This window comes from Pseudomonas sp. QLc11A (assembly GCF_052112305.1).
GTDB lineage: Bacteria > Pseudomonadota > Gammaproteobacteria > Pseudomonadales > Pseudomonadaceae > Aquipseudomonas > Aquipseudomonas laurylsulfatiphila.
In genome coordinates this window covers 34,537-47,702 of record NZ_JAVAJJ010000019.1, presented here as the reverse complement: position 1 = coordinate 47,702, position 13,166 = coordinate 34,537, and the positions used below count along the sequence as shown (strand labels likewise).

General features: G+C 61.2%; 12 protein-coding genes. 11 read left to right on the top strand and 1 reads right to left on the bottom strand.

The window, feature by feature from the left end:
• The first annotated feature begins 65 nt into the window (after positions 1-65).
• The gene (locus tag Q8X48_RS23980; RefSeq protein WP_407801644.1) at positions 66-2,027 is read left to right on the top strand and encodes an oxidoreductase; all 1,962 of its coding nucleotides are present in this window, start codon (positions 66-68) and stop codon (positions 2,025-2,027) included.
• Positions 2,028-2,204: 177 nt separating this feature from the next.
• On the top strand, positions 2,205-2,801 hold the full coding sequence (locus Q8X48_RS23975; protein ID WP_126045966.1) for a cupin domain-containing protein: 597 nt from the start codon (positions 2,205-2,207) through the stop codon (positions 2,799-2,801).
• On the opposite strand, the gene Q8X48_RS23970 is transcribed toward Q8X48_RS23975, so the two are convergent.
• Positions 2,798-3,730, bottom strand: coding sequence for a helix-turn-helix domain-containing protein (locus tag Q8X48_RS23970; RefSeq protein ID WP_102700076.1), 933 nt, complete (start codon positions 3,728-3,730; stop codon positions 2,798-2,800). The two genes, Q8X48_RS23975 and Q8X48_RS23970, sit on opposite strands and share 4 nt — an antisense overlap.
• 162 nt (positions 3,731-3,892) lie before the next feature.
• Here Q8X48_RS23970 and Q8X48_RS23965 point away from each other — a divergent pair, with 162 nt between their 5' ends.
• The 9 genes from Q8X48_RS23965 (at position 3,893) to Q8X48_RS23925 (ending at position 13,165) form a co-directional block, all read left to right on the top strand.
• Entirely contained in the window at positions 3,893-5,251 is a 1,359-nt protein-coding gene (locus tag Q8X48_RS23965; RefSeq protein ID WP_007974329.1) for a glutamine synthetase family protein, read from the top strand.
• Positions 5,252-5,403: 152 nt separating this feature from the next.
• Entirely contained in the window at positions 5,404-6,492 is a 1,089-nt protein-coding gene (locus Q8X48_RS23960) for a polyamine ABC transporter substrate-binding protein (RefSeq protein WP_407801643.1), read from the top strand.
• Positions 6,489-7,790, top strand: coding sequence for an NAD(P)/FAD-dependent oxidoreductase (locus Q8X48_RS23955; protein WP_407801642.1), 1,302 nt, complete (start codon positions 6,489-6,491; stop codon positions 7,788-7,790). Before Q8X48_RS23960 ends, Q8X48_RS23955 begins: the two co-directional genes overlap by 4 nt.
• 243 nt (positions 7,791-8,033) lie before the next feature.
• Positions 8,034-8,630: a paraquat-inducible protein A gene (locus Q8X48_RS23950; RefSeq protein ID WP_407801641.1), complete on the top strand. Its 597-nt coding sequence runs from the start codon at positions 8,034-8,036 to the stop codon at positions 8,628-8,630.
• Positions 8,627-9,283: a paraquat-inducible protein A gene (locus Q8X48_RS23945; protein WP_015095269.1), complete on the top strand. Its 657-nt coding sequence runs from the start codon at positions 8,627-8,629 to the stop codon at positions 9,281-9,283. The genes Q8X48_RS23950 and Q8X48_RS23945 overlap by 4 nt, the downstream gene beginning before the upstream one ends.
• Complete coding sequence (locus Q8X48_RS23940; protein ID WP_126045971.1) at positions 9,264-10,940, top strand: PqiB family protein; 1,677 nt, start codon at positions 9,264-9,266, stop codon at positions 10,938-10,940. The genes Q8X48_RS23945 and Q8X48_RS23940 overlap by 20 nt, the downstream gene beginning before the upstream one ends.
• A 17-nt stretch (positions 10,941-10,957) precedes the next feature.
• Entirely contained in the window at positions 10,958-11,515 is a 558-nt protein-coding gene (locus Q8X48_RS23935) for a PqiC family protein (protein WP_407801640.1), read from the top strand.
• A 77-nt stretch (positions 11,516-11,592) separates the two neighbouring features.
• Positions 11,593-11,904 (top strand): hypothetical protein, encoded by a 312-nt coding sequence (locus Q8X48_RS23930; protein WP_407802786.1) that lies wholly within the window; start codon positions 11,593-11,595, stop codon positions 11,902-11,904.
• 247 nt (positions 11,905-12,151) lie between these two features.
• Entirely contained in the window at positions 12,152-13,165 is a 1,014-nt protein-coding gene (locus Q8X48_RS23925) for an iron ABC transporter substrate-binding protein (protein ID WP_407801639.1), read from the top strand.
• Position 13,166 lies beyond the last annotated feature (1 nt).

Sequence of the window (13,166 nt, the reverse complement as noted above, 5' to 3'; positions counted from 1 at the left end):
TCGTTGACGTCCATCGCGAGCAGGCTCGCTCCTACACAGGTCAGCCTGCCTGGAGTACCTGCACCATGCCGACCTCGACACCTGCCTTCGCGCACCTGTTCGAACCCCTGGAAATCCGTGGCAAGCGCCTGAAAAACCGCATCATGTCCAGCGGTCACGACACCTCGATGCCCACCGACAATCTGGTCAACGAGCCATTGATCGCCTACCACCGGGCACGTGCCGAAGGCGGTGCCGGGCTCATCGTGCTGCAAGTGGCCGGTGTGCACGACAGTGCGCGCTACACCTCCCATGTGCTGATGGCCACCGACGATGCGTGCATCGAGGGCTATCGCAAACTGGCGCAAACCTGCCACGCCCACGGCACCCTGGTGTTGTCCCAGGTGTTCCATCCGGGTCGGGAGATCATGGAGTCCAGCGATGGCCTGCTGGCGGTGGCCTACTCCGCATCTTCAGTGCCCAACGAACGTTTCCGGGTGATGCCCCGCGCACTCGATCAGGCCATGATCGATGAAATCGTCGCCGGTTATGCCGCTGCCGCAAGCCGCCTGCATCAGGCCGGGATCGATGGCGTCGAAGTGGTTGCCAGCCATGGTTACCTGCCGGCGCAATTCATCAATCCGCGGGTCAACCGGCGCACCGATGGTTACAACGGCGAGTTGGACCAGCGCTTGCGTTTCCTGCGCGAAGTCATCGCCGCGGTGCGTGCGGCGACCGACGAGCAGTTCATCATCGGCCTGCGCATCTCTGCCGACGAGCGCGATCCCGAAGGCCTGACCGAAGACGAATCCCTGGCCGCCGTGCAGTCACTGCAAGCGCAGCTCGATTACGTGCACATCGTCGCCGGGACTTCGGCCTCCCTGGGCGGCGCGGTGCATATCGTGCCACCCATGGCGATCGAAGCGGCGTACCTGGCCAAGGAAGCCGGGACGTTCAAGGCCGGTTTGAACATTCCGCTGTTCGTCACCGGGCGCATCAACCAGCCCCAGGAAGCCGAGCTGATTCTGGCTCGCGGCCAGGCCGACGTCTGCGGCATGACCCGGGCGCTGATCTGCGATCCGCAGATGCCCAACAAGACCGACGCCGGCCGCGTCGAAGACGTGCGCGCGTGCATTGCCTGTAATCAGGCATGCATCGGGCACTTCCACAAGGGCTTGCCGATTTCCTGCATCCAGCACCCGGAAACCGGTCGCGAGCTGATTTTTGCCGAACGGCGACAGGCGATAAATCGCAAACGCATCATGATCGCCGGCGGCGGCCCGGCCGGGATGAAAGCCGCCGCTGTCGCCGCCCAGCGCGGACATGACGTGACCCTGTACGAAGCCGGTTCACAACTGGGCGGCCAGGTGTTGCTCGCGCAGTTGCTGCCACGGCGCAGCGAGTTTGGCGGCGCCAGTACCAACCTGCAGCGGGAAATGCAGCTGGCCGGCGTGCGCGTGGTGCGCAATACCCGGGTCGACCGGGCGCTGGTGGAGCAGGAAAAACCGGACATGGTGATCGTCGCCACCGGTGCCGAGCCCTACTGGCCAACCTTCGAGCGTGGCGGTGAATTGCAGGTGGTGGACGCCTGGCAGGTGTTGCGCGACGAGGTACAGATCGGCCGCTCGGTGGTGGTGGTCGACTGGCGCTGCGACTGGATCGGCCCCGGCATCGCCGAGCGCCTGGTGCGTGCCGGGCATCAGGTGCAACTGGCGGTCAACGGCACCCATTGCGGGGAAAACCTGCCACTGTACGTGCGCGATCAACTGGCCGGCGAGCTGCATAAACTGGGCGTGCCGATCACGCCGTATGCGCGGCTGTATGGCTGCGATGACAACACGGTCTACCTGCAACACACCGCCAGCGGCGAGCCGATGCTAATGGAGAACATCGATACGCTGGTGCTGTGCCAGGGTCATCAACCAGTGGATACGTTGGGCGCCGAGTTGCAAGGGCTGGTGGAGTTTCGCCGCATCGGCGACTGCCTGGCGCCGCGCACCGCCGAAGAAGCGATTTATGAAGGCCTGAAAGTCGCGTGGGAGCTTTAAGGCTGTTTATACTCCGGGGCTTAGACGGCTAACACCACCCCTGTAGGAGCGAGCCTGCTCGCGATGAACCCGAGAACACCGCTGGGTGTAAGGCTTGCAGCGTTATCGTTGGCGACCATCGCGAGCAGGCTCGCTCCTACAGGGATTTGCGCCACTCCTCCCGGTTCGGATTTGACCATGAGCAACAGCAGCACCACACAGCCCGCACCCGGCAGCGCCGAACCGCATTTCCTCGGCACGCGCATTCGCGGCCTGCGCAAACGCCGGGGCATGACCCTGGCGGAACTGGCGCAACAGAGCGAACTCACCGCCGGCTACATCAGCCAGCTGGAGCGCAACCTCGCCTACCCGTCGATTCCGGCGCTGTTCAACATTGCCCGCAGCCTCGGTGTCACCATCCAGTGGTTCTTCGCCAGTGAAGCGGTCACCGCCCCCGAAGACGATGGCGTCGTGGTGCGCAAGAACAGCCGCCTGAACGTGCATTACGAAGACGGTATCGTCGATCAGTTGCTGACGCCACAAGCCAACCGCCAACTGGAAATGCTCCACTCACGGTTCCCGCCCGGCACCTACAGCCAGCAAAGCTACAGCCACGATGGCGAAGAAGCCGGTTATCTGCTGTCCGGCAGCTTCGAACTGTGGGTTGGCGAACGCCATTTCCAGCTCAATGAAGGCGACAGCTTCAGCTTTTCCAGCCAGGAACCGCACCGCTACGGCAACCCCGGCGATGTGGACGCAGTGGTGATCTGGGTGATTACGCCGCCGACGTTTTAACGCCGTCCGCGCCCTATGGGCTGCGCGACACTCGCACGCTTGAGGGTGTCGCTCGGCAGTTCCTTGAACAGCGCGCGATAGCTGCTGGAAAACCGCCCCAGGTGCCAGAACGACCAGTGCATCGCCACTTCGGCCACGGTGGTTTGCGTCGGCGTGCGGCTCAGCAGTTCGCGGCGTGCGCTGTTGAGGCGGCGCAGGCGCAGCCATTGGGTCGGCGCCATGCCGGTGTAGGTCTTGAACGCATGCTGCAACTGGCGCAATGAAACCCCGGCCACCTGGGACAGTTCCAGCAGGTTGAGGTGTTCTTCCGGGGTGTCCGCCGCCCATTCCCCTACCCGCTTCATGATCGCCCGCTCTCCGGCACGGCGCTGCAATGCGCCCTGGTCGAGACCGACACAGGCGTTGTCGAGAATGAACAGACAGTCTTCCAGCAATTGCTGGGTCAGCGCTTCGCGGCTCGGTGGATCGAAGGTCTGCGACAGCCGCGTCAGGGTCCCGCTGAGCCAGCGGCAGAACAGCGCGTTCTGCTGCGAGTTGAGCGGCGCCATGAACAGCCCTTCGAGCCGGGCGATGTCGAGGCTGTGGCGTTTTACGAACTCCGGCCCGAACACCACGGCGATTTCCTGGTAGTTCTCCGGGGTGATCCAGATGTTGCGACTTTCGCCGTTCAACACGTACAGCGCGTTGTCGCCGCGATCGAAACAGAACGACAACGAGCCCTGGGGCGCACTGAAATTCTGCTCGACCCGGGTATTCATCGACTCTTCGTAAATCTCCACGCCCTGCAGATCCAGGTAGCGCACCAGCCCCGCGAAATGCCCCGGCGACATCTGCTGGTAATGCTGAGTCCAACCCGGTGTGGCGCGGATTTGCTCGGCGACATCGGCGGTGTTGAAGGCTTGGACCTGGAGGGCGTTGGAACCTGTCATGGGATGACCTTACGCACTCTTTTGGTGCGCTTTGTGCTGCTTAAAGTGGATAGATGGAACCGCAAGGGTCGCCCAAGATAGACCTCAACGCGCTACAGGGGAAGTGTCCGGCGGATGAAACCGGCTTCTCCTGGCGTTAATAAAACCAATAACGAGGTCTTTATGAATGTCCCTTTCGATCAGCTGTTCACTTGGCTGAAAGATCACAAGATTACCGAAGTCGAGTGCGTTGTCAGCGACCTGACCGGCATTGCACGCGGCAAAATTGCACCGACCAACAAGTTCCTGCATGAGCGAGGCATGCGCCTGCCGGAAAGTGTCCTTCTGCAAACGGTAACCGGGGACTTTGTCGACGACGACATCTACTACGACCTGCTCGACCCGGCCGACATCGACATGGTCTGCAAGCCGGACGCCGACGCCGTCTACGTGGTGCCATGGGCCATCGAGCCGACCGCCATCGTGATTCACGACACCTTCGACAAGTTCGGCAACCCGATCGAACTGTCGCCGCGCAACGTACTGAAGAAAGTCCTGCAACTGTACACCGACAAAGGCTGGCGGCCGATTGTCGCGCCGGAAATGGAGTTCTACCTGACCCAGCGCTGCGAAGACCCGGACTTGCCGCTCAAGGCGCCGATGGGCCGTTCGGGCCGCGCCGAAAGCGGTCGCCAGTCGTTCTCCATCGACGCGGCCAACGAATTCGATCCGCTGTTCGAAGACGTCTACGACTGGTGCGAACTGCAAGGCCTGGACCTCGACACGCTGATCCACGAAGACGGCCCGGCGCAGATGGAAATCAACTTCCGTCATGGCAACGCACTGGATCTGGCCGACCAGATCACCGTGTTCAAGCGCACCATGCGTGAAGCGGCACTCAAGCACAACGTGGCGGCAACCTTCATGGCCAAGCCGGTCGGCGACGAGCCTGGCAGCGCCATGCATATTCACCAGAGCGTGGTGGACATTGCTACCGGCCAGCCGATCTTCGCCGATGCCGATGGCAACATGAGCGAGCTGTTCCTGCATCACATCGGGGGCTTGCAGAAGTACATCCCGAAAGTGCTGCCGATGTTCGCACCGAACGTCAACTCGTTCCGCCGCTTCCTGCCGGACACCTCGGCACCGGTGAACGTCGAATGGGGCGAAGAAAACCGCACCGTCGGCCTGCGCGTACCGACGTCCAGCCCGGACGCCATGCGCGTGGAGAACCGTCTGCCGGGCGCCGACGCCAACCCGTACCTGGCCATCGCCGCCAGCCTGCTGTGCGGATACCTGGGCATGGTCGAGCGTATCGAGCCAAGCGCCGCGGTACAGGGCCGCGCTTATGAGCGTCGCAATCTGCGCCTGCCGATCACCATCGAAGACGCCCTGACCCAGATGGAAGAGTGCGACACCATCAGCCGCTACCTGGGCAGCAAGTTCGTACGGGGCTACGTCGCGGTCAAACGCGCCGAGCACGAGAACTTCAAGCGTGTGATCAGTTCGTGGGAGCGTGAGTTTCTGATGCTCAGCGTCTGAGATCTTCACCGTCCGTAATGTCCCCATCGCGAGCAAGCTCGCTCCCACATTTGAAATGCGTTCCCCTGTGGGAGCGAGCTTGCTCGCGATGAGGGCCGACAGACCACTAAAGAATCACCTGAAGAATCCAATAATTCCAAGAAGGTATCGATATGCGTCTACTGAAATCCGTGGTCCCGGCCGCACTGGCGGTTTTGTTCAGCGCCGTTGCCCAGGCTCAACCCCAGGTCAGTGTCTACAACTGGACCGACTACATCGGCGAAACCACCCTCGCCGACTTCCAGGCCAAGACCGGGATCAAGGTGATCTACGACGTTTTCGATTCCAACGAAACCCTGGAAGGCAAACTGCTTGCCGGTCGCACCGGGTATGACGTGGTCGTGCCGTCGAACCACTTCCTCGCCCGCCAGGTAAAGGCCGGCGCGTTCCTCAAGCTCGATCGCGAGCAGTTGCCGAACTTCAAGAATCTGGACCCGAAACTGCTGGCGCTGCTGGAGAAAAACGATCCGGGCAACGCCCACTCGGTGCCCTACCTGTGGGGCACCAACGGCATCGGCTACAACGTCGACAAGGTCAAGGCTGTGCTGGGCATCGAAAAGATCGACTCCTGGGCCGTGCTGTTCGAACCGGAAAACATCAAGAAGCTCAGTGCCTGCGGCGTGTCGATGATGGACTCGGCGGATGAGGTGTTCCCGGCGGTCCTCAACTACATGGGCATGGACCCGCGCAGCGAAAACCCCGAAGACTTCAAGAAGGCCGAAGCCAAGCTGCTGCAGATCCGCCCGTACATCACCTACTTCCACTCCTCCAAGTACGTCTCGGACCTGGCCAACGGTGACATCTGCGTGGCGTTCGGTTACTCGGGCGACGTGTTCCAGGCCGCCAACCGCGCCAAGGAAGCCAACAACGGCGTGAACATCGCCTACGCCATTCCCAAGGAAGGCGCCAACCTGTGGTTCGACCTGCTGGCCATCCCCGCCGACGCCGGCAATCCGAAAGAAGCCCACGCCTTCATCAACTACCTGCTGGATCCGCAAGTGATTGCCAAGGTCAGCGCGTCGGTCGGCTACGCCAACCCGAACCCGGCCGCCAAGCAGTACATGGACCCCGAACTGGTCAGCAACCCCGAGGTGTATCCGCCCCAGGAGGTCCTCGACAAACTCTACATCTCCACCACGCCGCCACAGTCGATCATGCGCCTGATGACCCGCTCGTGGAGCAAAGTGAAGTCCAACAAATGAATCAGTACACCCAGGAACATACCCACTCCTATTACGCAGCGTCCGCCAAGGGCATGAGGCAGCGTCCCGCGCTGGCCTCGGACCTGGTGGCCGATGTCTGCGTGGTCGGCGCGGGTTTCACCGGCATCAACACCGCCATCGAACTGGCCCAGCGCGGGCTCTCGGTGGTCCTGCTGGAGGCCCGGCGGATTGGCTGGGGCGCCAGCGGGCGCAACGGTGGCCAGTTGATACGCGGCATCGGCCATGACGTCAGCGGCTTTGCCCGACATGTGGGCACCGAAGGCGTGCAGTACCTGGAACAGGCCGGGGTCGAATCGGTGCAAGTCGTGGCCAATCGCATCCGCGAACACGGCATTGATTGCGACCTGCGCTGGGGCTTCTGTGAACTGGCCAACACCCCGGCGCATTTTGCCGGGCTGAAGGCCGAACACGCCCAATTGCTCAAGTCCCGTTACGCCCATGAAACGCGCCTGATCGAACCTGGCCAGATCCGCGAGCAGGTGGTGGACTCCGGCGTTTACGCGGGCGGCCTGGTTGACATGGGCTCGGGGCACCTGCATCCGTTGAACCTGGTACTGGGCGAAGCGCAAGTCGCCGAGTCCCTTGGCGTGCAGATCTTCGAGCAAAGCCCGGTGCTGGAGTTGATCCACGGCAGCACAGTGCAGGTGCGCTGTGCCGGGGGCACCGTGCGTGCGGCCACGCTGGTGCTGGCTTGCAATGCCCACCTGGAAGAGCTGGAACCGAAGCTCAGTGGCAAGGTGCTCCCGGCGGGCAGCTACATCATCGCCACCGAACCCTTGTCGGAAGACGCCGCCAGGCAACTGATTCCGCACAACGTCGCGCTGTGCGACCAGAAAGTCGGACTGGATTACTACCGGCTCTCGGCTGACCGGCGTCTGTTGTTCGGCGGTGCCTGTCATTACTCCGGGCGCGACCCGGCGGACATCGCGGCCTACATGCGCCCGCAGATGCTCAAGGTGTTCCCGCAACTGGCCAAAACGCGCATCGACTATCAGTGGGGCGGCATGATCGGCATCTCGGCCAACCGCTTCCCGCAGGTCGGGCGCCTGAGCCAGCACCCGAACGTGTTCTACGCCCAGGGCTACTCCGGCCATGGCCTGAACGTGACCCACTGGTGCGCGAAGTTGTTGGGCGAAGCGATCCATGCCGGACACAGCAAAGGCTTCGACGTGTTCAGCGCCGTGCCGCACATGACCTTCCCCGGCGGACGCGCCCTGCGCTCGCCGCTGCTGGCCCTTGGCATGTTCTGGTATCGGATGCGGGAAATGCTGGGCTGACACAATCCTCCAGAAAAGTAGATTCATCCTGTGGGAGCGAGCCTGCTCGCGAAGACGGTTTGGCAGCCAGAGAATGGGCTACCTGACACACCGCTTTCGCGAGCAGGCTCGCTCCCACAATGCTTTGGGCAACATCCGGTACCCCCTCCATCCCCTTGTTTCGACTTTCGATTTGCTCAATCGCGAGGCACTTCTATATTGAGGGGGTGCTCTGAATTTCCTGCCTCTTGTTGAGCTTGACCCATGGCAACTACCGATCAGCTGATCATCTGCGAGCACTGCGACAGCGTTTACCAAAAAGTGACGCTCGCCAAACATCAGAAAACCCTGTGTACGCGCTGCGGCGGCGTGCTTCAGCGCTATAACGGCCTGACAGTGGAGCAGCGTCTTGCGTTGACCTTTACCGCGCTGATGCTGTGGATTTTCGCCAATTTCTATCCCGTGATGAGCATCAGCCTCAAAGGCTCGAAGCACAGCGCCACCCTCTGGGACTCGGTGCTGGCCCTGAGCCTGGGGCCCATCACCTTCATCGCCATGGTGGCGGCGATCGCCATGATCGTCGCGCCGATCTTCCAGTTGTTGCTGCTGATCTGGGTGCTGGGCTTCGCACTCGCCGGGCAACGCTCACCCGGCTTCAAATTCTGCATGCGCTGGCTGGAAACCCTGAGGCCCTGGAGCATGCTCGAAGTCTGCCTGCTGGGCGCCATGGTCGCCGTGATCAAACTCGCCGGCCTGCTTGATGTGCTGCCCGGCATCGGGTTGTTTGCCCTGGCCGTGTTGAGCCTGATGATGATCCGCATCGCCGGGCGCGACATCCGCGAACTATGGGACATTGTATGAGCACGCCTCCGTACGCCGACGAGCTCAACCTGTGCCTGTGCCACACCTGCGGCCTGGCTTGCGACATGACGGGTGAGCCTCACGAATGCGAGCGTTGCGGTGCGCCGCTGCACCGGCGCAAAACCAATTCGCTGACCCGCACCTGGGCCTACATGATCGCGGCCCTGGTGTTTTACATCCCGGCCAACCTGTTGCCGGTGATGAACACCGAGATGGTCGGCCATGGTGCCGACAGCACGATCATGAGCGGCGTGCTGGAGTTCTGGGAAGCCGGGGCCTGGGACATCGCCCTGATCATTTTCATTGCCAGTATCGCGGTGCCGGGCATCAAGTTCGTCGCCATCACCTTGCTGCTGGTCACCGTCCAGCGCGACAGCGCGTGGGCACGCAAAGAGCGTTCGACGCTGTACCGCTTCGTCGAGGTCATCGGCTACTGGTCGATGCTCGATGTGATAGTCGTGGCCCTGGTGGCATCGCTGGTGAAATTCCAGGCCCTGGCCGACATCGAGCCGCGCCCGGGCATTCTGTTTTTTGGTCTGGTAGTGGTGTTCACCATGCTCTCGGCAATGAGTTTCGATCCACGCATGATCTGGGATAAAGAGCGGGAAAACCCGCACAATGAGGAGGTCACGGATGAAGTCGCAAGCCACTGACGGGCCGCAAGCCCCTGGGCAGGCACCGATCAAGACCCGCCGTTTCAGCGTTTCGCTGGTCTGGATCGTGCCGATCGTCGCGGTGCTGGTGGGTATTTCGCTGGTGGTTCACAGCATTCTGCAGCAAGGCCCGACCATCGTTGTCACGTTCAAGACAGGGAGCGGCCTGACGGCGAATAAAACCGAGGTCAAGTACCGTAATGTGGTGATTGGCCAAGTCTCGGATGTGGAACTGAGCGATGACCAGAAGAGTGTCAACGCCACCATCAAGCTGGCCAAGCAGGCCGAAAGCTTTACCCGCGAGGATTCGCAGTTCTGGGTCGTGCGCCCGCGCATCGGCGCTGGCGGCGTATCCGGCATCGACACCCTGCTGTCGGGCGATTACATCGGCGCCGATATCGGCCAGGCCAACGGCCGGGCGAAACACTTCACGGGGCTGGAAAACCCGCCACCCATCACCTACGGCGAACCGGGCAAGCGTTTCACCCTGTTCACCCAGGACCTGGGGTCCCTGGATATCGGCTCCCCGGTCTACTACCGCAAGATCCCGGTAGGCCAGGTGGTGGCCTATGCGCTGGACCCGGATGGCAAAGGCGTGAACATCGAGCTGTTCATCCACGCCCCCAACGACAAGTACGTTACTGAAAACACCCGTTTCTGGAACGCCAGCGGCATTGACGTGAACGTCGGCGCCAACGGTTTTGCGGTCAAGACCGAATCGTTGTCCTCCCTGCTGGTGGGCGGCATTGCCTTCCGCGCACCCGACTACAGCCCTGGCGATAAACCGGCCGCTGCGGAGTACGCCTACGAACTGTTCGACGACCAGCAAACCGCCCTCGCCCCGCCAAACGGCAAGCCGCAGTACCTGGCCATGCGCTTCGACCAGGCAATGCGCGGGCTCAAGGTCGATGCGCCGGTGGAATTCCTCGGTGTGGAAATCGGCAAGGTGGTGTCGGTCAATCTGGATTACGATGAGAAGATTCGTTCCTTTCCGGTCAACGTCGGCATCGTGATTTACCCGCAACGCCTGGGCAAGGCCCACGAAAAGATGCTCAAGGCGCTCAATCATGACCCCAATGACGAAGCGGGTGGCGTACGTCTGATCGGCACCTTTATCGACAACGGCCTGCGTGCCCAGGCGCGCACCGGCAACCTCCTGACCGGCCAGTTGTACATCGCCCTGGACTTCTACCCCAAGGCAGAAAAAGTCGCTTTCGATGCAACGGCGCGTCCGGTCATGATTCCAACCATTGCTGGCAGCCTCGAGCAATTGCAGGAAAAACTCGAAGCCATGGTCGACAAGATCAACAAACTGCCGATCGAGCGAATCGCCGGCAATCTCGATGGCAATCTCGTCGAACTGCGCAAGGGCATGGCGCAATTCAACGGCAAGATCATGCCCGGCGTGCAAACCACTCTGGCGGACTTGAGCAAGACGCTGGAAACCGCCAATACGACCCTGAAATCCGCCGGTTCGACCTTGGCCGACGACTCGCCGCAACGGGAAAAACTGGGCCAGACCTTGGATGAACTGGGACGCACGTCGAGATCCTTGCGAGATCTCTCGGATTACCTGGGACGGCATCCGGAATCGCTGCTTCGCGGCCGCCCGAACAATGCCCCGCCCATGGATCTGCAAGGGCCACCGCGCAATTGAGCACAGGAGCAACACCCATGGCTTTTCCGCTGAAATTCACAGTGTTCACCGCGTTGTTGCTGCTCACCGCTTGCCGCAGTGACCCGATTCAGTTCCATACCCTGACCCCGGCCCAGGTGGGCAATCATTCCAGGACCACCGTCGGGGTGATTCAGATCGAGACGCTAAGCTTGCCGCCCCAGGTCGATCGTGCGCAGATCGTCATTCGCGAGGGCAACAGTACCCTGGCGATCCTCGAAACCCATTGGTGGGGCGCAACCCTCGTCGACGAATTGAGCAGTGCGCTGGCCGATCAACTGGGCAACAGTCCCGTACAGGGCAGGTATTCGGTGCGGGTCGATGTGCAGCGTTTTGACTCTGTCCCCGGTCAATACGCGCTGATGGACGTGATATGGCGTCTGCGCAGCGCCGAGCCAGGCAACAAGACCCAGGTGATTTGCCGCAGCACCTTGCAAACGCCGTCAGGCGCAAGTGTCGATGAACTGGTACTTGCCCACCAAAACAACATCAAACGCCTGGCCGCGCTGATCAGCCAGGCAGCCACCCGCCCCCAGGCGAACTGCCCTTCGTCCTGAAGGCCATCCATCGCCAGCAAGCTGGGTCCTACAGTTTCAGCTTGGGCACGGTCCTTGTGGGAGCTGGCTTGCCTGCGATGGTCGTTAACGATAACGCGTGCCAACTGGATGAACGCGGCGCACTTGAGTCCATCGCCAGCAGGCTGGCTCCTACAGTAGTTTCAGCGTGGACACGGTCCCTTGTGGGAGCTGGCTTGCCTGCGATGGTGGTTAACGATAACGCGGGTGAGCTGGATGAACGCGGCGCACTGGAGTCCATCGCCAGCAGGCTGGCTCCTACAGTAGTTTCAGCGACCCGTTCCTCGGCACACCGGCAATCACCGAGCTATCCCTTCGCAACCCCGATGAACTCCGCGCGGGACCAGCAGCAACTGGCATCGGGTGGTTGAAAAAAGGCAGTCGTGGGCAACGTCGCATTCTGATCGACGACATCGTTTAATCGACGAGTCGCACCACGGCTGGCACAGTGCTGCTAATCTGAATGAAAATTACATGTATTAACGGTTTTTTTGACGTTATTTTCTCATTTGGATCTCTACATTCCCTGCAATTCCAGACATGCAAATGATTCGCATTGGTTAACTGGCGTTTCAATGCGCATGACTTTCAAAAAATGCACCAGGAGCAGCCCGCAGAATGATTCCCAAAATCCCTTCGTTCTTGAAAAAAGCCCTGCTGGCCACCGCTTTGCTGAGCGTTGGCCAGGTCTATGCCGCTGACTCCGTCGGCATCGTGGTGTACAACGCGCAACATGCAGGCCTGACCAAGGCCTGGGTCGAGGGCTTTACCCAGGAAACCGGTATCCCTGTCACCTTGCGCAACGGCGATGACACCGAGATGGGCAATCAGATCGTGCAGGAAGGCGCGTCCTCTCCGGCAGATGTATTCCTGACCGAAAACTCCCCGGCCATGGTGCTGGTCGACAACGCCGGGCTGTTCGCACCTGTCGACAAAGCCACGCAGGAGCAGGTCGACCCGGCCTATCGTCCGGCCCACGGCAAATGGGTCGGGATCGCCGCGCGTTCCACGGTGTTTGTCTACAATCCGAGCAAACTCTCGGAAACCAACCTGCCGAAATCGATCATGGACCTGGCCGACCCAAGCTGGAAAGGTCGCTGGGGCGCATCGCCGGGCGGTGCTGACTTCCAGGCCATAGTCGCGGCCATCCTGCAACAAAAGGGCGAAGCCGCCACGCTGGAATGGCTCAAGGGGATGAAAACCAACTACACCAGCTACCGTGGCAACAGCGCAGTACTCAAGGCGGTGAATGCCGGGCAGATCGAAAGCGGTGTGATCTACCACTATTACAGCCTGGTGGATCAATCCAAGACCGGGGAAAACAGCAAGAACACCGCCCTGCACTATTTCAAGCACAAGGACCCGGGCGCTTTTGTCAGCATCTCCGGCGGCGGCGTCCTCGCTTCCAGTAAACACAAGGAACAAGCCCAGGCGTTCCTCAAATACATTACCGGCAAGGACGGCCAGGCTGTGCTGAAGAACGGCAAGTCGTTTGAATACGCCGTCGGCAAAGGCGCTGAATCCAACCCTAAACTGGTGCCTCTGAATCAGCTCGATGCGCCGACTGTCGATGCTTCAAAACTCGACAGCAAAAAAGCCGTGGAGCTGATGACACAGGCCGGACTGCTCTAAT

Excerpts from the sequence above, each read along its gene's own strand:
- Q8X48_RS23970 (WP_102700076.1), bottom strand. The coding sequence starts at position 3,730 with ATGACAGGTTCCAACGCCCTCCAGGTCCAAGCCTTCAACACCGCCGAT.
- Q8X48_RS23950 (WP_407801641.1), top strand. The coding sequence starts at position 8,034 with ATGGCAACTACCGATCAGCTGATCATCTGCGAGCACTGCGACAGCGTT.
- Q8X48_RS23955 (WP_407801642.1), top strand. The coding sequence starts at position 6,489 with ATGAATCAGTACACCCAGGAACATACCCACTCCTATTACGCAGCGTCC.
- Q8X48_RS23935 (WP_407801640.1), top strand. The coding sequence starts at position 10,958 with ATGGCTTTTCCGCTGAAATTCACAGTGTTCACCGCGTTGTTGCTGCTC.
- Q8X48_RS23930 (WP_407802786.1), top strand. The coding sequence starts at position 11,593 with ATGGTCGTTAACGATAACGCGTGCCAACTGGATGAACGCGGCGCACTT.
- Q8X48_RS23975 (WP_126045966.1), top strand. The coding sequence starts at position 2,205 with ATGAGCAACAGCAGCACCACACAGCCCGCACCCGGCAGCGCCGAACCG.
- Q8X48_RS23960 (WP_407801643.1), top strand. The coding sequence starts at position 5,404 with ATGCGTCTACTGAAATCCGTGGTCCCGGCCGCACTGGCGGTTTTGTTC.
- Q8X48_RS23925 (WP_407801639.1), top strand. The coding sequence starts at position 12,152 with ATGATTCCCAAAATCCCTTCGTTCTTGAAAAAAGCCCTGCTGGCCACC.
- Q8X48_RS23940 (WP_126045971.1), top strand. The coding sequence starts at position 9,264 with ATGAAGTCGCAAGCCACTGACGGGCCGCAAGCCCCTGGGCAGGCACCG.
- Q8X48_RS23965 (WP_007974329.1), top strand. The coding sequence starts at position 3,893 with ATGAATGTCCCTTTCGATCAGCTGTTCACTTGGCTGAAAGATCACAAG.
- Q8X48_RS23945 (WP_015095269.1), top strand. The coding sequence starts at position 8,627 with ATGAGCACGCCTCCGTACGCCGACGAGCTCAACCTGTGCCTGTGCCAC.
- Q8X48_RS23980 (WP_407801644.1), top strand. The coding sequence starts at position 66 with ATGCCGACCTCGACACCTGCCTTCGCGCACCTGTTCGAACCCCTGGAA.